Annotated in this window: 21 protein-coding genes; 17 read left to right on the top strand and 4 right to left on the bottom strand. The window is 60.7% G+C overall.

Annotated features, from left to right (window positions below; genetic code table 11):
- The first annotated feature begins 335 nt into the window (after positions 1-335).
- Complete coding sequence (locus MUY35_RS16625) at positions 336-1,499, top strand: M20 aminoacylase family protein (protein WP_248370306.1); 1,164 nt, start codon at positions 336-338, stop codon at positions 1,497-1,499.
- 19 nt (positions 1,500-1,518) lie between these two features.
- On the opposite strand, the gene moaA is transcribed toward MUY35_RS16625, so the two are convergent.
- Entirely contained in the window at positions 1,519-2,526 is a 1,008-nt protein-coding gene (gene moaA / locus MUY35_RS16620; RefSeq protein WP_248370305.1) for a GTP 3',8-cyclase MoaA, read from the bottom strand.
- 166 nt (positions 2,527-2,692) lie between these two features.
- On the opposite strand from moaA, the gene MUY35_RS16615 reads away from it, so the two are divergent.
- Genes MUY35_RS16615 through MUY35_RS16605 form a run of 3 tightly spaced genes read left to right on the top strand, consistent with a single transcriptional unit; the run spans position 2,693 to position 4,990 of the window.
- On the top strand, positions 2,693-3,088 hold the full coding sequence (locus tag MUY35_RS16615; protein WP_248370304.1) for a D-galactarate dehydratase: 396 nt from the start codon (positions 2,693-2,695) through the stop codon (positions 3,086-3,088).
- Positions 3,085-4,749, top strand: coding sequence for an AMP-binding protein (locus tag MUY35_RS16610; RefSeq protein WP_248370303.1), 1,665 nt, complete (start codon positions 3,085-3,087; stop codon positions 4,747-4,749). The genes MUY35_RS16615 and MUY35_RS16610 overlap by 4 nt, the downstream gene beginning before the upstream one ends.
- A gap of 40 nt (positions 4,750-4,789) precedes the next feature.
- Positions 4,790-4,990: a DUF3955 domain-containing protein gene (locus MUY35_RS16605; protein ID WP_248370302.1), complete on the top strand. Its 201-nt coding sequence runs from the start codon at positions 4,790-4,792 to the stop codon at positions 4,988-4,990.
- Positions 4,991-5,007: 17 nt separating this feature from the next.
- On the opposite strand, the gene MUY35_RS16600 is transcribed toward MUY35_RS16605, so the two are convergent.
- Genes MUY35_RS16600 through glmU form a run of 3 tightly spaced genes read right to left on the bottom strand, consistent with a single transcriptional unit; the run spans position 5,008 to position 8,860 of the window.
- A complete protein-coding gene (locus MUY35_RS16600) occupies positions 5,008-5,685 on the bottom strand; it encodes a DNA alkylation repair protein (RefSeq protein WP_248370301.1) in 678 nt (225 codons plus the stop codon).
- Positions 5,682-7,502, bottom strand: a complete 1,821-nt coding sequence (gene glmS / locus MUY35_RS16595) for a glutamine--fructose-6-phosphate transaminase (isomerizing) (protein WP_248370300.1) — start codon at positions 7,500-7,502, stop codon at positions 5,682-5,684. Before glmS ends, MUY35_RS16600 begins: the two co-directional genes overlap by 4 nt.
- A 2-nt stretch (positions 7,503-7,504) precedes the next feature.
- Positions 7,505-8,860, bottom strand: coding sequence for a bifunctional UDP-N-acetylglucosamine diphosphorylase/glucosamine-1-phosphate N-acetyltransferase GlmU (gene glmU, locus MUY35_RS16590; protein ID WP_248370299.1), 1,356 nt, complete (start codon positions 8,858-8,860; stop codon positions 7,505-7,507).
- 129 nt (positions 8,861-8,989) lie between these two features.
- On the opposite strand from glmU, the gene MUY35_RS16585 reads away from it, so the two are divergent.
- The 13 genes from MUY35_RS16585 to MUY35_RS16525 all read left to right on the top strand — a co-directional run bounded on the left by MUY35_RS16585 (position 8,990) and on the right by MUY35_RS16525 (position 20,685).
- Positions 8,990-9,682, top strand: a complete 693-nt coding sequence (locus tag MUY35_RS16585) for an HAD-IA family hydrolase (RefSeq protein WP_248370298.1) — start codon at positions 8,990-8,992, stop codon at positions 9,680-9,682.
- Positions 9,683-9,721: 39 nt separating this feature from the next.
- Positions 9,722-10,927: an aminotransferase class I/II-fold pyridoxal phosphate-dependent enzyme gene (locus MUY35_RS16580; protein ID WP_248370297.1), complete on the top strand. Its 1,206-nt coding sequence runs from the start codon at positions 9,722-9,724 to the stop codon at positions 10,925-10,927.
- Positions 10,928-11,048: 121 nt separating this feature from the next.
- Positions 11,049-12,209, top strand: a complete 1,161-nt coding sequence (locus MUY35_RS16575; RefSeq protein ID WP_248370296.1) for an isovaleryl-CoA dehydrogenase — start codon at positions 11,049-11,051, stop codon at positions 12,207-12,209.
- The gene (locus MUY35_RS16570; protein WP_248370335.1) at positions 12,209-12,745 is read left to right on the top strand and encodes a lysozyme inhibitor LprI family protein; all 537 of its coding nucleotides are present in this window, start codon (positions 12,209-12,211) and stop codon (positions 12,743-12,745) included. The genes MUY35_RS16575 and MUY35_RS16570 overlap by 1 nt, the downstream gene beginning before the upstream one ends.
- 1 nt (position 12,746) lies before the next feature.
- Positions 12,747-14,351, top strand: coding sequence for a carboxyl transferase domain-containing protein (locus MUY35_RS16565; RefSeq protein WP_248370295.1), 1,605 nt, complete (start codon positions 12,747-12,749; stop codon positions 14,349-14,351).
- A 3-nt stretch (positions 14,352-14,354) separates the two neighbouring features.
- Complete coding sequence (locus MUY35_RS16560; protein WP_248370294.1) at positions 14,355-14,795, top strand: thermonuclease family protein; 441 nt, start codon at positions 14,355-14,357, stop codon at positions 14,793-14,795.
- Between the two features lie 77 nt (positions 14,796-14,872).
- A complete protein-coding gene (locus MUY35_RS16555; protein WP_248370293.1) occupies positions 14,873-16,819 on the top strand; it encodes an acetyl/propionyl/methylcrotonyl-CoA carboxylase subunit alpha in 1,947 nt (648 codons plus the stop codon).
- Positions 16,816-17,475, top strand: coding sequence for a glutathione S-transferase family protein (locus tag MUY35_RS16550; protein WP_248370292.1), 660 nt, complete (start codon positions 16,816-16,818; stop codon positions 17,473-17,475). The genes MUY35_RS16555 and MUY35_RS16550 overlap by 4 nt, the downstream gene beginning before the upstream one ends.
- Entirely contained in the window at positions 17,468-18,325 is an 858-nt protein-coding gene (locus MUY35_RS16545; RefSeq protein WP_248370291.1) for a hydroxymethylglutaryl-CoA lyase, read from the top strand. The genes MUY35_RS16550 and MUY35_RS16545 overlap by 8 nt, the downstream gene beginning before the upstream one ends.
- 2 nt (positions 18,326-18,327) lie before the next feature.
- The gene (locus tag MUY35_RS16540; protein WP_248370290.1) at positions 18,328-19,110 is read left to right on the top strand and encodes a crotonase/enoyl-CoA hydratase family protein; all 783 of its coding nucleotides are present in this window, start codon (positions 18,328-18,330) and stop codon (positions 19,108-19,110) included.
- Positions 19,111-19,132: 22 nt separating this feature from the next.
- A complete protein-coding gene (locus MUY35_RS16535; protein WP_248370289.1) occupies positions 19,133-19,498 on the top strand; it encodes a hypothetical protein in 366 nt (121 codons plus the stop codon).
- 297 nt (positions 19,499-19,795) lie between these two features.
- Complete coding sequence (locus tag MUY35_RS16530) at positions 19,796-20,161, top strand: NADH-quinone oxidoreductase subunit A (RefSeq protein ID WP_248370288.1); 366 nt, start codon at positions 19,796-19,798, stop codon at positions 20,159-20,161.
- Positions 20,152-20,685: an NADH-quinone oxidoreductase subunit B gene (locus MUY35_RS16525; RefSeq protein ID WP_248370287.1), complete on the top strand. Its 534-nt coding sequence runs from the start codon at positions 20,152-20,154 to the stop codon at positions 20,683-20,685. Before MUY35_RS16530 ends, MUY35_RS16525 begins: the two co-directional genes overlap by 10 nt.
- Position 20,686 lies beyond the last annotated feature (1 nt).

Below are 20,686 nucleotides of genomic sequence, written 5' to 3'. Positions count from 1 at the left end.
GGACTGCCGATCGGGCAGTCCGAGCGTTCCGTTCGTCAGTGAGGCTTTGTTTGTCGTCGCTGCGATCCATCGAATGACACATAATAAATCGCCTAGACGCAAGGTCTTAGCGCGCAAAGCTAAAAGTTTTTTCAATGTTTGGGGCGTCGCGGCGGGGTGTGGAACGAGCGAGCATAATGCTTTGGGATAGGTTCTTGCCCACAAAGCCCGCGCGAACCTTCGACCCCAGTTCTGCGCGCAGACCAGTTGAACCAGCCCCAAAACAAGCGCATGGTGGTCGCTACGGCGCGGATCAAACCGGATTTGTCGCCGCGACAAAACAGGAAGGTCAGACCGTGCCAATCAAAAACAGGTTTCACGAGTTGAAAGACGACATCACCGCGTGGCGTCGTGATTTCCACGCCCATCCCGAGCTTATGTTCGACACTCACCGCACCGCCGGGATCGTGGCCGACAAGCTGCGCGCGTTCGGCTGTGACGAGGTGGTCGAAGGTATTGGGCGCACTGGCGTGGTCGGCGTCATCAAGGGGCGCACCGACAGTGCGGGCCGGGTTGTCGGTCTGCGCGCCGACATGGATGCGCTGCCGATTGAGGAGGCGACGGGGCTGGACTATGCCTCGACCCAACCCGGCAAGATGCATGCGTGTGGCCATGACGGGCATACGGCGATGCTTCTTGGCGCGGCTCAGTATCTGGCCGAGACCCGGAATTTCGACGGCACCTGCGTGGCGATTTTTCAGCCTGCTGAAGAAGGCGGCGGGGGCGGGCGTGTGATGTGCGAAGATGGATTGATGGAGCGGTTCGCCATTCAGGAAGTCTATGGCATGCACAATTGGCCGGGCCATGACGAAGGCACGTTTGCAATCCGTCCGGGGCCGTTTTTTGCGGCCGCCGATCTGCTTGATATCCAGTTCATCGGGCGCGGCGGACATGCCGCGAAACCGCATGACACGGTGGACCCTGTCGTGATGGCGTCACACGCTGTGCAGGCGCTGCAGACCATCGCGTCGCGCAATGCGGACCCGACATTGCAGGTGGTCGTTTCGATCACTTCGTTTGAGACAAGCTCAAACGCTTTCAATGTGATACCGCAAGAAGCTCACCTTAGAGGCACGGTTCGCACCCTGTCGCCCGAGTTGCGGGATTTGGCCGAGGCGCGGGTGCATGCGATCTGCAACGGGATTGCGGCGGCCTTTGGCGGGTCGGTCACTGTGCGCTATGATCGTAACTATCCTGTCATGGTGAACCATGAAGCAGAAACCGAATTCGCTACGCGCGCGGCAAAATCGGTGTCGGGCAAATGCGAGGACGCGCCTTTAATCATGGGCGGCGAGGATTTCGCCTTCATGCTCGAAGAACGCCCCGGTGCGTATATCCTTGTCGGCAACGGCGATACCGCGATGGTCCATCACCCGGAATATAACTTCAACGACGAGATCATCCCGCAAGGGTGTTCGTGGTGGGCGGAAGTTGTCGAACAGCGAATGCCCGCGCGATAAGCGACGCGGGCGGGGCCTGTCAGCCGCCGGTATGGTTCATATGGCGGATGGTCTGGCCCTGAATGCCCTGACGGGAATAATCGAAATCATGACCCTTGGGTTTGCGTCCAATTGCGGCGTGAATGGCGTCGATCAGCACGGCGTCACTTTCTGACGCGCGAAGGGGTTCGCGCAGATCAGACATGCCGTCATGGCCCAAGCAGGTGTAAAACTGCCCGGTGCAGCTCATCCGGACGCGGTTGCAGCTTTCGCAGAAATTGTGGGTCAGGGGCGTGATCAGGCCGATTTTCTGGCCGGTTTCTTCAACGCGCATATAACGCGCCGGGCCACCGGTGCTTTCGTCCAGATCGGTTAGGGTCAGGCGTTCGGCAAGTTGGGCGCGCAGATCAGACAGCGGCCAGTATTGGTCGATCCGGTCCTCTTCGCCCATATCACCCATCGGCATAACCTCGATAAAGGTCAGGTCCAGACCTTTCTGGGCGCACCAGTCCACCAGCGAGAACAGCTCGCTATCGTTGAAACCTTTCAGGGCGACGGCGTTGATTTTCACCTTCAGCCCGGCCTCCAGCGCGGCGTCAATGCCACGCATGACTTGCGCCAAGCGCCCCCAGCGGGTGATCTGCGCAAACTTTTCCTCGTCCAGCGTATCCAGCGAGATGTTCACCCGCCGCACGCCAGCGGCATAAAGGTCGGCGGCAAAGCGGTGCAGTTGTGATCCATTGGTGGTCAATGTCAGCTCGTCCAGCGCGCCACTGTCCAGATGTCGCCCCATACCTTGGAAAAAATCGATGATTCCTTTGCGCACCAGCGGTTCGCCCCCGGTGATACGCAGTTTGCGCACGCCAAGGCCGATGAAGGCGGTGCAAATCCTATCCAGTTCCTCTAGCGTCAGAAGGTCTTTCTTTGGCAGAAAGGTCATGTTCTCGGACATGCAATAGGTGCAGCGGAAATCGCATCGGTCCGTGACGGACAAGCGCAGATAGGTGACCGCACGCATAAATGGGTCGACAAGCGGGGATTTTTCCATGGATCAATCCTAATCACGGGCGGGCATACGCGCAAGACGCAGAGCAGTAAATTCTGCCGTTGAAAGCGGCGACGAATTGCGCCACGCTGTGGATATGAAACATGTCATTCTATTGCCCGCAATTTGTCTAACCCTGGCCGGGTGCTCTGGCTTGGATATGAACAATATGCTGCCGCGCCCCCCACATTTGCAGAACCAACCCACCTATGACAGTGATCTGCCACCGGTCCCGCCAAGTGATGCGATCACCGTTGACGAACTGGACACAGCGACCAACGAAGATCGTATGGCTGCCGCGACGATAGCACCGAATGCTGCCGCCGGATCGCTGGGCGTGACGGTTGCCAGCCTTGGTGATCCGACCGCGCCGGGGTTCTGGCTGGAAACGCCGCTTGTCTCGTCCGAGACGAAGGGGCGTGTGCAGTCCCAATCCACCGGGCGCACTGTCAAAGTGACCCTTCGCCCCATTTCGGGTGGCGGAAGCCGGGTTTCCCTGTCGACGCTTCAGCTATTGGACCTCGATATCTCGGGATTGCATGAGTTGGTTGTCTTTGGCTCATGAGCCCCAGCCTATCTGACGCGGAGTGGCTGGCGCAGGGTCGGTCACGAAAGCTGATCGCGCGATGGGCCCCGTGGGACGAGATGCGCGCGGATTTTGCGTGGGACATACCTGAGCATTTCAACATCGCTGAACGATGCTGTGACAGCTGGGCGGCCCTTGACGCGGGCCGCGTCGGGTTGACCCATGTGGCACAGGATGGCGCGGCCAAAGACTGGACCTTTGGCGACTTGAAGGCAGCGTCGGACCGGCTGGCGACGGTCTTGCGCGCCGGCGGGTTGCGCAAGGGCGATCGGATTGCGGTGCTGCTGGGGCAGGGGCCCGAGGCGCTAATCACCCATTTCGCCGCCTATAAGTTGGGCGCGGTTGCCTTGCCGCTGTTCACGCTGTTTGGTGCGGATGCTTTGGCCTATCGCCTGTCTGACAGTGGCACGCGGGTGGTGGTGACGGATGCACAGAACCTCGCAAAAATTGACGCGCTTCGGGCGAATCTGCCAGAACTGAAAGACGTGTTTTCGACCAGCCCATCCGACGTCGCGCGTGATTTCTGGGCCGAACTGAACGCCGCAGAGCCTTTGGACAAGCCCGAACTGACCCGCGCCGAAGATCCGGCTGTGATGATCTATACCTCCGGCACCACAGGACCACCCAAGGGGGTGCTGCATGCGCAGCGGTTCCTTCTGGGCCATCTGCCCGGTGTTGAATGTTTCAACGAGGATTTCCCGCAGGCTGGTGACAAAGGCTGGACGCCCGCAGATTGGGCATGGATCGGTGGGTTGATGGATCTTGCGCTGCCGTTTCTTTATTTCGGCGTGCCGATTGTCAGCCACCGGATGCGCAAGTTCGAGGCCGACGCGGCCTATCGCCTGCTGGCCAACCATAATATTCGCAATCTTTTCATGCCGCCCACCGCGTTGAAACTTCTGCGCCAGTCCGATGCACCGCCGAAGGGCGTCAACATCCGCTCCATCGGATCGGGTGGCGAAAGCCTTGGGGCCGGGCTGCTGGATTGGGCGCGCGATGTGCTGGGCGTGAATGTGAACGAGTTCTACGGTCAGACGGAATGCAACCTCGTCCTGTCCTCTGTTGCGGGTGCGATGGCGGTCAAGCCCGGCAGCATGGGCCAAGCCATCCCCGGCCATGATGTTGCTGTGATCAACGCGCACGGCACGCCATGTGGCCCCGGCGAGATGGGCGAAATTGCCGTCAGGGTGGGCGACCCGGTGATGTTCCTGCGCTATTGGAACCTGCCCGAAAAAACGGACGAGAAGTTTGTCGGGAATTGGATGCGCACCGGCGATCTGGCGGTGTGTGACGGCGACGGGTATTTCACTTTTGCCAGCCGGGACGATGACGTGATTACCTCGGCGGGCTATCGGATTGGGCCGTCCGAGATTGAAAACTGCCTGATGACCCATCCCGATGTGGTGATGGCCGCAGTGATCGGCGTGCCAGATGCTCTGCGCACCGAGGCGGTGAAAGCGGTTGTCGTGTTGCGCCCGGGCGTGAACGAGGCGGGAGTGGCCGACCAGTTGATCCAACTGGTGCGCGGTCGCATCAGCCCCCATGTCGCCCCACGTCTGGTTGAGTTCGTGACCGACCTGCCTATGACCGCTACCGGCAAGATTATGCGGCGTGAATTGCGCACGGCGCAGGACGAATGAGCAACGTGGTGTCAGCCCGACCGGAAGCGCGAGGGGTTTCATGAAGCAAATGCTGCGAACACTTGGTTTGGTCGCGCTGGTCTTTGCGGCCGCGTCATGGCTGGCTGAGCGGACCTTTTACAGTGGTGTTGAGATCACAGGCGTCTTGCAGGAAAGCTTTTTCCTGCCACTCTCGTTCATTCTGGGGGCCGTTGGGCTGATCTGCCTTGCGATGTCTTTTCTTATGAAAGCAAAACGATAGGCGCGGGAAGACCCCGCTTACGTAAGGTGCTTTCCAGCTTCCTTGCGCGCAAACGCTTTCATTTTCTCGCCATGGGCGTCCAGAAACGCGCGGGTACGGTCGGGGTCGTGCTTTGACAGATCGCGCAGCCACCACGCCACGGCTTTCTGAATGAACCATTCGTGGTCCTCGACATAGGACGCGGCCCAACCCAGCACGCGGTCACGGATCGCAAGATCGTCCGACTTGGGGTTGTTTTGTTTGGTCCAAGGCAGGGTGACGACAAGCGCGGCGCGCCGGGTCCACATGTGGTCGGATTGCGTCCAGCCTTCGACCGCATCGACGCGGGACGGGTCTGCGACCAGCCGTTTCTGGCCTGCCATGCAGACATGATCCGCAATCGCCCAACTGTCAAAATCAGGCACCCAGCTTTGGATCAGCGCCCAAGCGGCGGCGTCCGGGCGCAAGCGCGCTTGGGTCAGCAGCTTGGCCGCCGCGATGCGCGCTTCAAAGATGTCGCTTTGCCAGAGCTGGTCGGCCAGCGCTACACGCTCCTCGACCGTCAGGGTTTGGCGCCAGCTTTTGGTCAGATCATTCAGCGCTGGGTTTGGTATGCCCAGCACTTCGCGCGTCTGCTTGTGATAGGCGGCCATGCCTTCGGCGCGACCTTCTTCCACATGCGATTTCAGCGCGGCGAGGGCATCATCCAGCGTCATTCGACCGTGACCGACTTGGCAAGGTTGCGCGGCTGGTCCACATCTGTGCCTTTGGCAATCGCTGTGTGATAGGCCAAAAGCTGGGCCGGGATCGCGTAAAGGATCGGCTGCACCAGTTCGGGCGCTTCTGGCAGGGCAAGCGTTTGCCAGACCCCGTCGCCCGCCTCTTTCGCGGCGCGTGCGTCTGACACCAGAACCACACGGCCGCCGCGTGCCATGACCTCTTGCATGTTGGACACCGTCTTGTCGAACAGCTTGTCATGGGGCGCCATCACCACGGTTGGGGTGGCCTTGTCGACCAGCGCAATGGGTCCGTGTTTCAGTTCACCTGACGCATAACCTTCGGCGTGTATATAGCTGATTTCTTTTAATTTTAGCGCGCCTTCGAGCGCCAAAGGAAACATCTGCCCGCGCCCCAAAAACAGCACGTCGCGTGCTTCGGCCAGTTTGGTCGCTATCTCTTTCGTGGCGCTATCGATGGTCAGCGCGTGGCTCATCAAACCAGGCAATTGGCGCAGCTCTGCAAGGTGCCTGGCCAAGGCTTTGTCGTCCAAATGACCCCGATCATGGGCAGCCTTTAGCGCCATGATTGCAAAGCAGGTTAGCTGGCAGGTGAATGCTTTGGTCGAGGCCACGGATACTTCCGGCCCCGCGTATATTTCCACTGCCACATCGCTTTCGCGCGCGATCGAGCTTTCGGGCACGTTGATCAGGCTGACGATCTTATCGACCTTGCCGGATGAGTATCGAAGGGCAGCCAGAGTATCTGCGGTTTCGCCGGACTGGCTGACAAAGACGCCCAAGGTTTTGGGTGCGAAAGGGGCTTCACGATACCGAAACTCGCTGGCCACGTCGATGTCGATGGGCAGACGGGCGTAATGTTCAAACCAGTATTTCGCCACCAACCCGGCATAGTAGGCCGTGCCGCAGGCGACGATGGACAGGCGGTCCACATCGGCAAAGTTGATGCCATCCAGATCCATCGTGATCTGGTCACCCTGCAGATAGGCATTCAGCACCTCCCCCACTACGGTCGGTTGCTGGGCGATTTCTTTTGCCATGAAATGCTTATAGCCGCCCTTTTCGATGCGGGCGGCGTCCAGGTGCACCTGTTTCATCGGGCGGTTGGCGCGGCGACCTTCGGCGTCGAAGATTTGGGCACCGTCACGCGTGATGACGGCCCAGTCGCCTTCTTCCAGATAGGTGATCTTGTCGGTCATCGGGGCCAGTGCAATGGCGTCGGACCCCACGAACATCTCGCCGTCCCCATGGCCGATGGCCAATGGGCTGCCTTTGCGCGCGGCAATCATCAGGTCGTGTTCGCCGTCAAACAGGAAGCACAGCGCGAACGCGCCTTCCAATTCAGCCAGCGTGGCGGCGACCGCCTCTTGCGGGGTTTTGCCGCGTGCGATGTGGCTTTGCGCCAGCAAGGCGACGGTTTCGGTGTCGGTCTCGGTGGAGAATTTCAGCCCTTCGCCCGCCAGCTTTTCGCGTAACTCGCGGAAGTTTTCGATGATCCCGTTATGGACCACCGCGACGGATCCCGCGCGGTGCGGGTGGGCGTTTTCGGTGGTCGGCGCGCCGTGAGTGGCCCAGCGGGTGTGGCCGATGCCGGATTTGCCGGCGAGCGGGTCGTGCACCAGCGTGTCTGACAGGTTCACCAGCTTGCCGACCGCGCGGCGGCGGTCCAGCGCGCCCGTGTTGTTGATGGTGGCGATCCCGGCGCTGTCATAGCCGCGATATTCCAGCCGTTTTAGCGCTTCGACCAAAATCGGCGCGGCCTCGTGATTGCCCAGAACCCCTACAATACCACACATAATCAGGAACCTTTCTGACGTCGGGCCTTCGCGGCCTTCAGTTTTTCAAATAATTTAATGGCAAGGCCGGGTTTGACCTCCATCTTCGCGCGACCGACGGCCATGGCGCCTGCAGGCACATCTTTCGTGACCACGGTGCCAGTGGCCGTCATCGCCTCGTCCCCGATGGATACGGGGGCGACAAGGCAGGTGTTTGACCCGATGAACGTCCGCGCGCCGATGTCCGTGTGATGCTTGGAAACGCCATCATAATTGCAGGTGATGGTGCCTGCGCCGATATTTGCGTGCTCGCCCACCCGTGCGTCGCCCACATAGGACAGGTGATTGACCTTCGCGCCTTCTTCGATCTGGGCGTTCTTGATTTCGACGAAATTGCCGACCTTGGCGTCATTAGCCAGTTCAGCGCCGGGGCGCAGGCGGGCATAGGGGCCGACCACACCGCCACGCGAGACGTGGCAGCCTTCCAGATGTGAAAACGCGCGGATCAACGCGCCGCTTTCAACGGTCACGCCGGGGCCGAACACCACGTTGGGTTCCACCACCGTGTCGCGCCCGATGACGGTGTCATGGGCGAAGTAGACCGTGTCGCGGGCGATAAGGGTGACGCCATCTTCGAGTGCGGCGTCGCGGGCGCGGGTCTGGAATACCTGTTCGGCGGCGGCCAGTTCGGCGCGGGAATTGATACCCAGTGTTTCGGCTTCGTCGCAGGTTACAACCGAGGCGGTTAGGCCTTTTGTACGGGCGACTTCAACGATGTCTGTCAGATAGTATTCACCGGATGCGTTGTTGTTTCCGACCGCGTCTATCAAATCGAAAAGCACATCAGAATTTGCTGCGATAACACCACTATTGCAGAGTGTTACGGCGCGTTCTTCATCTGATGCATCCTTGAATTCAACGATCCGATTCAGCGCACCGTCTTTGACGATCAACCGACCATAGCGACCCGGATCGGCAGCCTCAAAACCCAGCACCACGACGTCCGACCCAGCCGCCCGGGCAGCGGTCATCGCGTCCAGCGTTTCGGGGCGAATGAACGGCGTATCGCCGTATAGGACGATGGCGTCTCCTTCGAACCCGTCTAATGCGGCGCGGGCTTGCGCAACTGCATGGCCTGTGCCCAGTTGGTCTTCCTGCACCGCGATGTTGATGTCGGGGTCCAGATCTTTGGCGGCGGCCTCGACCATGTCGGCGCCGTGCCCCACGACCAGCACCGCGCGTTCGGGTGCCAAGGCAGACCCCGACGCCAGCGCATGCGCAAACAGCGGAGCGCCCGCAATTTCATGCATCACTTTGGGCAGGTCTGAATTCATCCGTGTTCCCATGCCAGCGGCAAGGACAATCAGGGCGGTCGCCATATCTATCTGCTCTTTCAATTTCTTTTCGCCCGTTTTACCTCTTGGGGCGCGGCTCGCAAGCGAAAGCTGTTCAATTAACCTTACGCGAGGTTACAGGCTTTGCGTGGAAATTCCAAAGCAGGGGGTAGAATGACCGATACAGCAACGCCGGGGCGCCGCACGGTGATCTTCGATCTGGATGGTACTTTGGCGGATACGTCCGGCGATCTGATCGCGGCGGCGAATGCGTGTTTTATCTCGCTGGGGCATGGCGAGGTTCTGGACCCATCGCAAGACCAGCTGACTGCCTTTCATGGCGCGCGGGCGATGTTGCGCCTAGGATTTTCACGTCTGAACGGCGGCGACGTGGACGAGGCCGATGTGAATCGCGAGTTCCCGAACCTACTGGATGCCTATGAAGCCGACATTGATCGCCACACACACCTGTATCCCGGTGCCATGGACGCGGTCGCCCGTCTACATGCGAGCGACTATGCGGTAGGGATTTGCACCAACAAGTCCGAGGGGCTGGCACGGCTGTTGCTGTCCCGCCTTGGCATTCTGGATCGTTTCACCTCGCTGATCGGGGCGGATACATTGCCGACCCGCAAGCCGGACCCTGCCCCTTTTGTTGCGGCGGCGCATGGGGCGGGTGGCGATCCGACGCGGGCGCTCTTGGTCGGTGACACCGAAACGGACCGCCTGACAGCGCGAGCTGCGGGTGTGCCGTGCATCCTTGTGGGCTTTGGCCCCGAAGGGCCGGGTGTTGCGCGGCTGGCACCCGAGGCCATGCTGGATCATTTTGATGATCTGGATGCAGTGGTTGCGCGTCTGATCGGTTGATCCATTGACGCCGAGCGGCTTCCTGCGCAGGCTCACCACATGACAGAGCGATTCACTGGCAACTTCACCCAGCAAGAACCGATTCCCGAGGACGGGATTGCCGCGGCAATGGAGGTGCTGCGCCACGGGCGCTTGCACCGCTACAATGTGGCCGAGGGCGAGACGTCCCACACAGCCTTGTTGGAGCAGGAATTCGCCGCCCTGATGGGGTCGAAATACGCGCTGGCGGTGGCGTCAGGCGGGTATGCCATTGCGACCGCCCTGCGCGCGATTGGGGTAGGGCCGGGCGATCGGGTGCTGACCAATGCCTTTACGCTGGCCCCTGTGCCCGGTGCCATTGCCTCAGTCGGCGGCGTGCCCGTCTTCGTCGAGGTGACCGAGGCGCTGACCATTGATCTGGACGATCTGGCGGCCAAGGTCGCGGCCCCGGATGCGCCGAAGGTTTTGCTGCTCAGCCATATGCGCGGACATATCTGTGACATGGACTGGCTGATGGAAATCACGAATGCGGCTGGTGTGACGGTGATCGAAGATTGCGCCCACACGATGGGCGCGCGCTGGAATGGCACCTTGTCGGGGCGTCATGGCGTCATGGCGGCCTACTCGACCCAGACCTATAAGCACGCGAATTCGGGTGAGGGCGGGCTTCTGATCTCGGACGATCCCGACCTGATGGCGCGGGCGATCGTGCTGTCGGGCAGCTATATGTTATATGAGCGGCACCTGGCAGGGCCACCACCCGAAGCTTTCGAGCGAATAAAATACGTGACGCCCAACATCTCGGGCCGGATGGACAATTTGCGCGCGGCGATCTTGCGCCCGCAACTGGCGAAATTGGATGAGCAGTGTGGGGCGTGGAACGCGCGCTATCGTGTCGTCGAGGAGGGGCTGCGAAACACGCCCGGCCTGACACTGATCAATCGCCCCGAGGTGGAAGCCTACGTCATGTCCTCGTTTCAATTCCTGCTGTTGGATTGGGCCGAGGCTGATGTGCAGCAGGTCATGAAAAAAAGCGCAGACCGTGGGGTCGAACTGAAATGGTTCGGCGGGGCCGAGCCGACCGGCTTCACCAGCCGTTATGACAGTTGGCGCTATGCCCAGTCGCCGAAATTGCCGCAGACCGACCGCGTTCTGAAAGCCGTGTTGGATCTGCGCCTGCCGCTGACGTTCAGCCTTGAAGACTGTGCCATGATTGGCCGGATTATCCGTGATGAGGTGTCGACGCGCTTCCAATCCGGGGCCTGACATCGGCGACTGAGACCCTTTGTGACGCTGCGTGCAATTGCTTGCGTATTGACCCGAATCGTCGCTTGCGCGCATAACTGAACAAGCGTTCAATAAACCTGACCACCAAGAGGGGCAGCACATGTTCAATCACTCCATGAATTTCGACCTGGGCGAAGACGTCAATGCAATGCGCGAGATGGTGCACCGCTTTGCACAAGACCGGATCAAGCCGATCGCCGGTGAGGTGGACCAGAAGAACGAATTTCCCAACGAGCTGTGGAAAGAATTCGGCGAGCTGGGCCTGTTGGGTGTGACCACGCCCGAAGAATACGGCGGTGCCGGCATGACCTATCTGGCGCATGTGGTGATCGTGGAAGAGATCGCGCGGGCCTCGGCCTCGGTCTCGCTGAGCTATGGGGCGCATTCGAACCTGTGTGTGAACCAGATCCGCCGCAATGCGACCGAAGAACAGAAACAGAAATACCTGCCCAAGCTGATTTCGGGCGAGCATGTGGGCGCCTTGGCCATGTCCGAGGCGGGTGCGGGGTCGGACGTCGTCTCGATGAAACTACGCGCCGAGAAGCGCAATGGTTACTATGTGCTGAACGGCACCAAGTTCTGGATCACCAATGGCCCGGACGCAGACACTTTGGTCGTCTATGCTAAAACCGACCCGGACGCTGGCCCCAAGGGCATCACCACCTTCATCATCGAAAAGGATATGAAGGGCTTCAGCACCTCGCCCCATTTCGACAAGCTGGGGATGCGCGGGTCGAACACCGCCGAGTTGATCTTTGAAGATGTCGAAGTGCCGTTCGAAAATGTGCTGGGCGAAGAAGGCAAAGGCGTGAACGTGCTGATGTCGGGGCTCGACTATGAACGCGTCGTTCTGTCGGGCATCGGCACCGGCATCATGGCCGCCTGCATGGATGAAATCATGCCTTACATGAAAGAGCGCAAGCAGTTTGGTCGCCCCATCGGGGACTTCCAGCTGATGCAGGCCAAGATCGCGGATATGTATACCGCGATGAACTCGGCCCGTGCCTATGTTTACGAGGTCGCAAAGGCCTGTGATCGCGGTCAGGTGACCCGTCAGGACGCGGCGGCCTGTGTGCTTTATGCGTCTGAGGAGGCGATGAAGCAGGCCCACCAAGCGGTGCAGGCGATGGGCGGGTCGGGCTATATGAACGAAACCCCCGTCAGCCGCATGTTCCGCGACGCCAAGCTGATGGAGATCGGCGCGGGCACCTCGGAAATCCGCCGGATGCTGATCGGGCGCGAACTGATGGGCAAGATGTGATGGGCATCCGGGGGTTTATCCTTGCTGCGCTTGTGGCTTTGGCCTCTCCGGCCACAGCCCAAGACATGACCTATAGTTTTCATCCCACAACGGACTGCCTGTCCGCCATGGGGGACGATGGCGACCCGATGCGCTGCGTTGGATCGGCGGCCAATTATTGCATGGAAGCAACCGAAGGCGGGTCAAGCACGGTTGGCATGTCGTCCTGTCTTGGGCTGGAATACGAGGACTGGGATCGCCGCCTGAACCGCGCCTATGGGCTTTTGATGACCCGGTTGAGGGCCGAAGATGAAGAAATGGCAACGCTTGGGTCAGCGGCCCCCAAACAAGCCCCCGCGCTTCTGGACATGCAACGCGCTTGGATCACCTTCCGCGATGCGTCGTGCGACTATGAACGGTCGAAATGGGGTGGTGGCACAGGCGGAGGCCCTGCGTCTGTCGCCTGCATGCTGCATCAGACCGCCCGCCAGTCGCTTGCGCTGGAGGCCGATTTGAACGGCTACGGCGATACAATCTGCAACCACGAAGGATGCTGAGATGAAACTGAATTCCCAAGCCACGCCCGGTTCCGAGGCGTACAAAGCCAACCGCGAGGGCCATCTTGAGGCGCTTCAAGTTGTGGCTGACGCTGCCGAGGCCGCCGTGATGGGTGGCGGGCAGAAATCGCGCGAACGGCACCTGAGCCGCGGCAAGATGCTGCCGCGCGACCGGGTGTCGAACCTGCTCGATCCCGGATCGCCGTTCCTCGAGGTCGGCGCGACGGCGGCGCATGACATGTATGACGGGGCTGCGCCCTGTGCCGGTGTCATCGCGGGCATTGGTCAGGTGCACGGGCAAGAGGTGATGGTGGTCTGCAACGACGCCACCGTCAAAGGCGGCACCTATTATCCGATGACCGTGAAGAAGCACCTGCGCGCGCAAGAGATTGCCGAGGAATGCAATCTGCCCTGCATCTATCTGGTCGATAGTGGTGGCGCCAACCTGCCCAATCAGGACGAGGTGTTCCCCGACCGCGATCACTTTGGCCGGATTTTCTACAACCAAGCGCGGATGTCCTCCAAGGGCATCCCGCAAATCGCTGTGGTGATGGGGTCGTGCACCGCCGGGGGCGCTTATGTGCCTGCCATGTCGGACGTGACGATCATCGTGAAAGAGCAGGGGACAATCTTCCTTGCTGGGCCCCCTTTGGTGAAGGCCGCAACGGGTGAGGTCGTCACAGCCGAAGATCTGGGCGGCGGCGATGTTCATACCCGCTTGTCTGGTGTCGCCGATTATCTGGCCGAGGATGACGCCCATGCGCTGGCCTTGGCGCGGCGCGCGGTGGAAAGCCTGAATCGCACCAAGCCGATGACGGTGAAATGGCAGGTATCGGAAGAACCGGCCTATGATCCGGAGGAGTTGCTGGGCGTTGTGCCTGCCGACCTCAAGACGCCTTACGACATTCGCGAAGTGATCATGCGCATCGTCGATGGCTCGCGCTTCGATGAATTCAAACCGCGCTTTGGCGACACTCTGGTCACAGGATTTGCCCATCTGAAAGGCTGCCCCATCGGGATCATCGCCAACAATGGCGTGATTTTCTCGGAAGCCGCCCAGAAGGGGGCGCATTTCGTGGAACTGTGCAGCCAGCGCAATATACCCTTGGTTTTCCTGCAAAATATCACCGGGTTCATGGTGGGTCGTAAATATGAGAATGAAGGTATCGCGCGCCACGGCGCCAAGATGGTGACGGCTGTGGCAACGACGAACGTGCCGAAGGTGACGATGGTTGTGGGCGGCTCTTACGGGGCTGGCAACTACGGCATGGCCGGGCGCGCCTACCAGCCGCGTTTCATGTGGTCCTGGCCCAACTCGCGGATTTCCGTGATGGGGGGCGAACAGGCGGCGGGCGTGTTGGCCACCGTAAAGCGCGACGCCATTGAGCGTCAGGGCGGTGAATGGTCGGCGGAAGAAGAAGCCGCCTTCAAACAACCCACCATTGATATGTTCGAGGAACAGTCCCATCCCCTCTATGCTTCGGCGCGGATGTGGGATGACGGCGTGATCGACCCGCGTAAATCGCGCGAGGTGCTGTATCTGTCGCTGCTGGCGGCGCTGAATGCCCCGATCGAGCCGACGAAATTCGGCGTGTTCCGGATGTAAGCCTTGGACACGAACCTCGTCATATACTGCGGACTGACGCTGTTGATCCTCTATTCGCTGGCCGAGCAGATTGCGCCCGTGCCGCGCAAAAGTGGGATTGCGGGCTGTGTGGTCGGCTTTGTCTATGACGGGGATACGGTAGAGCTGAAATGCTCCGACCGCACGCACACTGCCCGGCTGGTGGGGTTTGACACGCCCGAGACGAAAGATGCCGGGTGCGCTGCTGAGAAGGCACTGGGCGACAAGGCCACGCGCCGCTTGCGTGAGATTGTTGAAAGTGCGGACCTTACGCTGCGCCACGAAGGCCACGACAAATATGGGCGCGAGTTGGTGCGGTTGTCAGCGGACGGACAAGATGTTGGCAAGACGCTGATCCGCGAAGGATTGGCGGTCGCCTATACTGCTGGCGCGCGGATCAATTGGTGTGACCGCTTGGGCGGCTGACTTTTTTGACGCTCCGGATTGAGGGGCGAGTTGAAATTCCGGGGCGCATTGCGACCCCACCCGAAGGAGGAACCTTGATGTTCACGAAAATCCTGATTGCCAACCGGGGCGAAATTGCCTGCCGCGTGATCGACACCGCCCGCAAGCTGGGTGTGACCACGGTGGCGGTTTATTCCGACGCCGACGCGGCCGCGCGCCATGTGAAAATGGCGGACGAAGCCGTGCATATCGGCCCGTCGCAACCCGCGCAGTCTTACCTGAAGGGTGATGTCATCATTCAGGCAGCACTTGATACCGGCGCGCAGGCGATCCATCCGGGTTATGGGTTCCTGTCGGAAAACCCCGATTTCGTGGATGCGGTTGAAAAGGCCGGGTTGGTCTTTATCGGTCCGTCGTCAGACGCGATCCGCAAGATGGGTCTGAAAGATGCCGCCAAGAAACTGATGGTCGAGGCTGGCGTGCCCGTCGTGCCCGGCTATCACGGTGCAGACCAAGACCCCGCGCTGCTGGCGTCAGAGGCTGACAAGATGGGCTATCCCGTGTTGATCAAGGCCGTGGCAGGCGGTGGTGGCAAGGGGATGCGCCGGGTTGATGATCCCAAGGACTTTGCGGATGCTTTGGCCAGCGCGCAGGGCGAGGCGAAGACCGCCTTTGGCAACGCGGATGTGTTGGTCGAGAAATATATTCTCTCCCCGCGCCATATCGAGGTTCAGGTGTTTGGCGACGGCACCCAAGCGGTGCACCTGTTCGAACGCGACTGCTCGCTGCAACGTCGCCACCAGAAGGTGATCGAGGAAGCCCCTGCGCCGGGCATGACCGAAGAGGTCCGCGAGGCGATGGGGCAGGCGGGCGTGCGCGCAGCCGAAGCCATCGGCTACAAGGGCGCAGGCACGGTGGAATTCATCGTCGACGGCGCAAACGGCCTGCGCACCGACGGGTTCTGGTTCATGGAAATGAACACACGCCTGCAAGTGGAACATCCCGTGACCGAAGCCATCACCGGCGTCGATCTGGTCGAATGGCAATTGCGCGTGGCCTCAGGCGAGGGGCTGCCGAAGCAGCAGGACGAACTGTCCATCAACGGCCATTCCTTTGAAGCGCGGCTCTATGCCGAGGACGTGCCGAAGGGTTTCCTGCCCGCCACCGGCACGCTGACCCATCTGAAATTCCCCGAAGGCGCGCGGGCCGATACTGGCGTGCGGGCGGGCGACACGATCAGCCCGTTCTATGACCCGATGATCGCCAAGATCACCGTGCATGCAGGATCACGTGCGGCGGCTCTGCGGCAATTGTCGTCGGCGCTGACCCATACCGAGGTGGCGGGTTCCGTCACGAACCTCGCCTTTCTCGGGGCGTTGACCCGACACGAGGGCTTTGCGGCAGGCGATGTGGATACCGGACTGATCGAACGCGATCTAGAGGCGCTGACCGCCGACCCCGGCCCAAGCATGGCTGATGTGGGGGCAGCCGCGCTGTGTGCACTGGATTTGCTAAAGCGCGAAGGGTCGGGCTTTACGCTCTGGGGTGGATTGAACCACTTTGTGACACTGACCCATGCCGAAGATACATATGAGGTTGTTGTGACCTCTTATGGTGCTGACCGTCATGTGATCACCGTTGGGGAAGACAGCATCGAGGCCACGTGCCTCAATGGCCAATGGAAGATGGGCGGCGACCGCGGGCCGCGCGTCGCAATGGCGGGCAATGTCGTGACCGTCTTTGCGCAATCCGGGCTGGAATTCCACGTCGTTGATCCGTTGGACCAAGACGCGGGCGCGGGTGCAGGGGCCGGTGTGGTCGAAGCACCGATGCCGGGTCTTGTGAAAGCCGTCTTTGCCAAAGCAGGGCAGGTGGTCAAGCAAGGCGACCGGTTGGCCATTCTGGAAGCCATGAAAATGGAACACAGCCTGACCGCCGCGCGCGATGGTGTCGTGGCCGAGGTGCTGGTTGCCGATGGCGATCAGGTCGAAGCGGGCGCGCCACTTGTGCGGCTTGAGGAAGAAGAGGAGGAGGCCGCCGCATGATCAAGCTGCATCATGTGCCGTGGTCGCGCTCCTTCCGGGTGTTGTGGCTGTTGGAAGAATTGGGCCTGCGCTCGACGATCGAATGCTATTCGATCACCGATGGGTCGCTGCGCCACCCGGACTTTCTGGCGATCAGTCCCGCAGGCCGTGTGCCCGCGCTGGAAATCGACGGGCAGGTGTTGTTTGAAAGCGGCGCGATCGTCGAATACCTCTGCGAAACACGACCCGAGGCCGGGCTGGGCCGCGCACCGGGTCATCCGGAACGCCCCCGCTATCTGGAATTCCTGCATTTCGCTGAAACGCAGGCGGCGTTGATCGCCAACCTCAATCTGGCGCAGGTGTTTCTGCGGGACCCGGCGGCACGTTCGCCCTTGCTGATCAAGCTGGACACCAAGCGGCTGGAAAAGACGCTTGCCCCGTTAGAGCGGCGATTGGGCGCGCAGGACTGGTTGCTCGCGTCGGGCTTTTCGGGCGCGGATGTGATGTTGGGCTTCAACCTCTTTGCGGTGCCGTTCTTCGTGCATCTGGACGATTTTCCGAACCTGCGCGCCTATATCGACCGGGTGAAGGCGCGCCCCGGCTGGCAGGCGGCGGCGCAGATCGAAGGGCCGCAAAACTTCTATGCCCAAGACTTCTATGAGGTGCCCGATGTCTGACTATGTCGAAATATTCGAGGTCGGCCCGCGCGACGGGCTGCAAAACGAGAAACGCCAGATCCCGACCGAGGACAAGATCGCGCTGGTTGATCTTCTGTCCGGTGCGGGTTTCAAACGGATCGAGGTCGCGAGCTTCGTCAGCCCCAAATGGGTGCCGCAAATGGCGGACAGTGCCGAAGTGCTGGCAGGGATCACGCGGGCCAAGGATGTGTCCTATGCGGCGCTGACCCCGAACCTGCGCGGGTTCGAAGGCGCGGTGGCAGCCGGGGCGGACGAGATCGCGATATTCGGCTCGGCGTCTGAGGGGTTCTCCAAGGCCAATATCAACTGCACCATCGCTGAAAGCCTTCAACGGTTCCAACCCGTGGCCGACGCGGCGCGCGCGGCGGGGATCATGATGCGGGGCTATATCTCGTGCGTGACCGACTGCCCGTTCGACGGGCCGACCCCGCCCGACAAGGTGGCATGGGTGGCCGAGCAGCTGATCGCCATGGGATGTTATGAAATCTCGCTGGGCGACACGATCGGGCAGGCGACACCCGCAAGCATCGACGCGATGCTGGATGCGGTGCTGAGCGTGGCGGGTCCAGATATGTTCGCGGGCCATTACCACGACACGGCGGGCCGGGCTTGCGACCATATCGAGGCGTCGTTGAAAAAGGGTCTGCGCGTGTTTGACGCTGCGGTGGGTGGCCTTGGCGGTTGCCCCTATGCGCCGGGAGCTCAAGGTAACGTGGCGACCGAGGCGGTGCATGACCGCGTCACGGCGCTGGGCTATTCGACCGGGTTGGACCGGGACATTCTTGAAAAGGCTGCCCGGATGGCGCGGCAAATGCGGGCAGGGGACTGATCATGGGTTACGAGACGATTTCCATTCGTGCTGACGAGCGTGGCGTGGCGACATTGCTTCTGGACCGTGCGGACAAGCACAATGCGCTCAGCGCCAAGATGATCGAGGAACTGACTGACGCCGCCCACGCGCTGGGCGCAGATGAAGCGGTGCGTGTGGTGGTCCTGACCGGCGCGGGCAAGAGTTTCTGCGCGGGGGGCGATCTGCGCTGGATGCAGGACCAGATGGCAGCCGACCCGGAAACACGGGGGATTGAGGCCAAGAAGCTCGCTATGATGCTGAACGCGCTGAATGAAATGCCGAAACCTCTGATTGCCCGCGTGCAAGGGCAGGCGTTTGGTGGCGGGGTCGGCATGGCCTCGGTGTCCGATGTCTCCATCGGTGTCACCGGCGCGAAATTCGGTCTGACCGAAACGCGGCTGGGCCTGATCCCGGCCACCATCGGCCCCTATGTGCTGGCCCGTCTGGGCGAGGCGATGGCGCGGCGCGTCTTCATGTCGGCGCGCATTTTTGACGCGGAAGAAGCCGTAACGCTGGGCCTGTTGGCGAAAGCGGTCGCGCCCGAGGATCTGGACGCCGCTGTCGAGGCCGAAGTGAAACCTTACCTTTCCGTCGCCCCCGGCGCGGTGGCCGAAGCCAAGGCGCTGGCCCGCCGTCTTGGACCGCCGATCACCGAAGCGATCATCGACGAAACTATCGCAGGTCTGGTCGCGCGCTGGGAAAGTGCCGAGGCGCAGGAAGGCATTGCCGCGTTCTTTGACAAGCGCAAGCCAAGCTGGGCGTGATGCTTGACCTGACTGAGAGCCGATGACCTGGGCCGGATACATCTATGTCGCGTTGATCGCCATCGTTATGCTGTTTCAGGCGTGCATGGCGGCAGGTGCACCATGGGGCCACTTGGCGAATGGCGGCAGGTGGCCGGGACAGTTGCCAGTGCCGATGCGGTTCGCGGCGGTGGGGCAGGGAGCAATACTTGGCTTGATGGGCTGGGCGATGGCAGCGCGGGCAGGAATTGTTGGCACACTTCCTGTTTGGACCTTCTGGGCGGCGCTGGGGGTGACTGTCATGACATGTGTCGCAAACCTTGCCACCCCGTCGCGACCCGAACGGCGAATTTGGGGTCCGGTGACCGTTCTTCTGGTCCTGTGCGGCGTTCGGTTGGCGTGGAGTTAGCGCCGTGCTTTCAAGCAAGTGAGTCTCTTTTCCCAAGCCGGTTTTGCCGTTCGTTTGCTGCGCGACGGCAAAATGCGATGGTTTTTTGGTTAACAGGTGACGCAATTCTGCGCGCGCGATATGCTTAACCTGTGTCTGAAGCCCTTGCAAACAACGGTATGCAGACGGCTCCGCCACTCGTTTTACGCAAGCATTCACAAACTCGAATGCGAGCGGCTCTCGGTTGACCCTGCGCACACGCAAAGGTAAACCGCTGATAGCTAGCGACAGGCGGGTAAACCGTTAAAGGAGCCATACGTGGAAGACCTTCTTAAAGAATACCTCCCCATTATCATTTTCCTTGGATTAGCCATTGTTATCGGACTTGTTCTGATCCTTGCAGCCGTCGTGCTTGCAGTGCGCAATCCTGATCCCGAAAAACTCAGCGCTTACGAATGCGGGTTCAACGCCTTTGACGACGCGCGGATGAAGTTCGATGTCCGGTTTTATCTGGTGGCGATCCTGTTCATCATTTTTGACCTCGAGATCGCATTCCTGTTCCCCTGGGCCGTGGCCTTCAAGGATGTCGGGCTGGTCGGGTTCTGGTCGATGATGGTGTTCCTGGCTGTTCTGACAATCGGCTTTGCCTATGAGTGGAAAAAAGGGGCGCTCGAATGGGAGTGATGACTGGAGCCAACACGGCACAAGGCGACCGCGAACATGGCACGCGCCTGATGAACGAGCAGTTGGCCGACAAGGGTTTTTTGTTGACCACCACCGACGACATCATCAACTGGGCGCGCACCGGGTCGCTGCACTGGATGACCTTTGGTTTGGCTTGCTGTGCGGTTGAAATGATGCATGCCTCAATGCCGCGCTATGACCTTGAACGCTATGGGATTGCGCCGCGCGCCTCGCCGCGTCAGTCAGACGTGATGATCGTGGCTGGCACGCTGACCAATAAGATGGCCCCGGCGCTGCGCAAGGTTTACGACCAGATGCCGGATCCGCGTTATGTGATCTCGATGGGGTCATGCGCAAATGGCGGTGGGTATTACCATTATTCCTATTCGGTGGTGCGTGGGTGTGACCGTATCGTGCCCGTGGACATCTATGTGCCGGGTTGCCCGCCAACTGCTGAGGCGCTGGTCTATGGCATCCTGCAACTGCAACGCAAAATTCGCCGCACCGGCACGATTGTGAGGTAAG

This window comes from Aliiroseovarius sp. S1339, from assembly GCF_023195695.1.
Classification (GTDB): domain Bacteria; phylum Pseudomonadota; class Alphaproteobacteria; order Rhodobacterales; family Rhodobacteraceae; genus Aliiroseovarius.
This window is presented reverse-complemented; position numbering and strand designations above follow the sequence as displayed.

What these genes read in the sequence shown, in the direction of transcription:
- MUY35_RS16615 (WP_248370304.1), top strand. Translation starts at nt 2,693, where the DNA reads ATGCTGCCGCGCCCCCCACATTTGCAGAACCAACCCACCTATGACAGT.
- MUY35_RS16610 (WP_248370303.1), top strand. Translation starts at nt 3,085, where the DNA reads ATGAGCCCCAGCCTATCTGACGCGGAGTGGCTGGCGCAGGGTCGGTCA.
- MUY35_RS16600 (WP_248370301.1), bottom strand. Translation starts at nt 5,685, where the DNA reads ATGACGCTGGATGATGCCCTCGCCGCGCTGAAATCGCATGTGGAAGAA.
- MUY35_RS16585 (WP_248370298.1), top strand. Translation starts at nt 8,990, where the DNA reads ATGACCGATACAGCAACGCCGGGGCGCCGCACGGTGATCTTCGATCTG.
- MUY35_RS16525 (WP_248370287.1), top strand. Translation starts at nt 20,152, where the DNA reads ATGGGAGTGATGACTGGAGCCAACACGGCACAAGGCGACCGCGAACAT.
- MUY35_RS16575 (WP_248370296.1), top strand. Translation starts at nt 11,049, where the DNA reads ATGTTCAATCACTCCATGAATTTCGACCTGGGCGAAGACGTCAATGCA.
- MUY35_RS16555 (WP_248370293.1), top strand. Translation starts at nt 14,873, where the DNA reads ATGTTCACGAAAATCCTGATTGCCAACCGGGGCGAAATTGCCTGCCGC.
- MUY35_RS16565 (WP_248370295.1), top strand. Translation starts at nt 12,747, where the DNA reads ATGAAACTGAATTCCCAAGCCACGCCCGGTTCCGAGGCGTACAAAGCC.
- moaA (WP_248370305.1), bottom strand. Translation starts at nt 2,526, where the DNA reads ATGGAAAAATCCCCGCTTGTCGACCCATTTATGCGTGCGGTCACCTAT.
- MUY35_RS16605 (WP_248370302.1), top strand. Translation starts at nt 4,790, where the DNA reads ATGAAGCAAATGCTGCGAACACTTGGTTTGGTCGCGCTGGTCTTTGCG.
- glmU (WP_248370299.1), bottom strand. Translation starts at nt 8,860, where the DNA reads ATGGCGACCGCCCTGATTGTCCTTGCCGCTGGCATGGGAACACGGATG.
- MUY35_RS16570 (WP_248370335.1), top strand. Translation starts at nt 12,209, where the DNA reads ATGGGCATCCGGGGGTTTATCCTTGCTGCGCTTGTGGCTTTGGCCTCT.
- glmS (WP_248370300.1), bottom strand. Translation starts at nt 7,502, where the DNA reads ATGTGTGGTATTGTAGGGGTTCTGGGCAATCACGAGGCCGCGCCGATT.
- MUY35_RS16550 (WP_248370292.1), top strand. Translation starts at nt 16,816, where the DNA reads ATGATCAAGCTGCATCATGTGCCGTGGTCGCGCTCCTTCCGGGTGTTG.
- MUY35_RS16540 (WP_248370290.1), top strand. Translation starts at nt 18,328, where the DNA reads ATGGGTTACGAGACGATTTCCATTCGTGCTGACGAGCGTGGCGTGGCG.
- MUY35_RS16580 (WP_248370297.1), top strand. Translation starts at nt 9,722, where the DNA reads ATGACAGAGCGATTCACTGGCAACTTCACCCAGCAAGAACCGATTCCC.
- MUY35_RS16535 (WP_248370289.1), top strand. Translation starts at nt 19,133, where the DNA reads ATGACCTGGGCCGGATACATCTATGTCGCGTTGATCGCCATCGTTATG.
- MUY35_RS16545 (WP_248370291.1), top strand. Translation starts at nt 17,468, where the DNA reads ATGTCTGACTATGTCGAAATATTCGAGGTCGGCCCGCGCGACGGGCTG.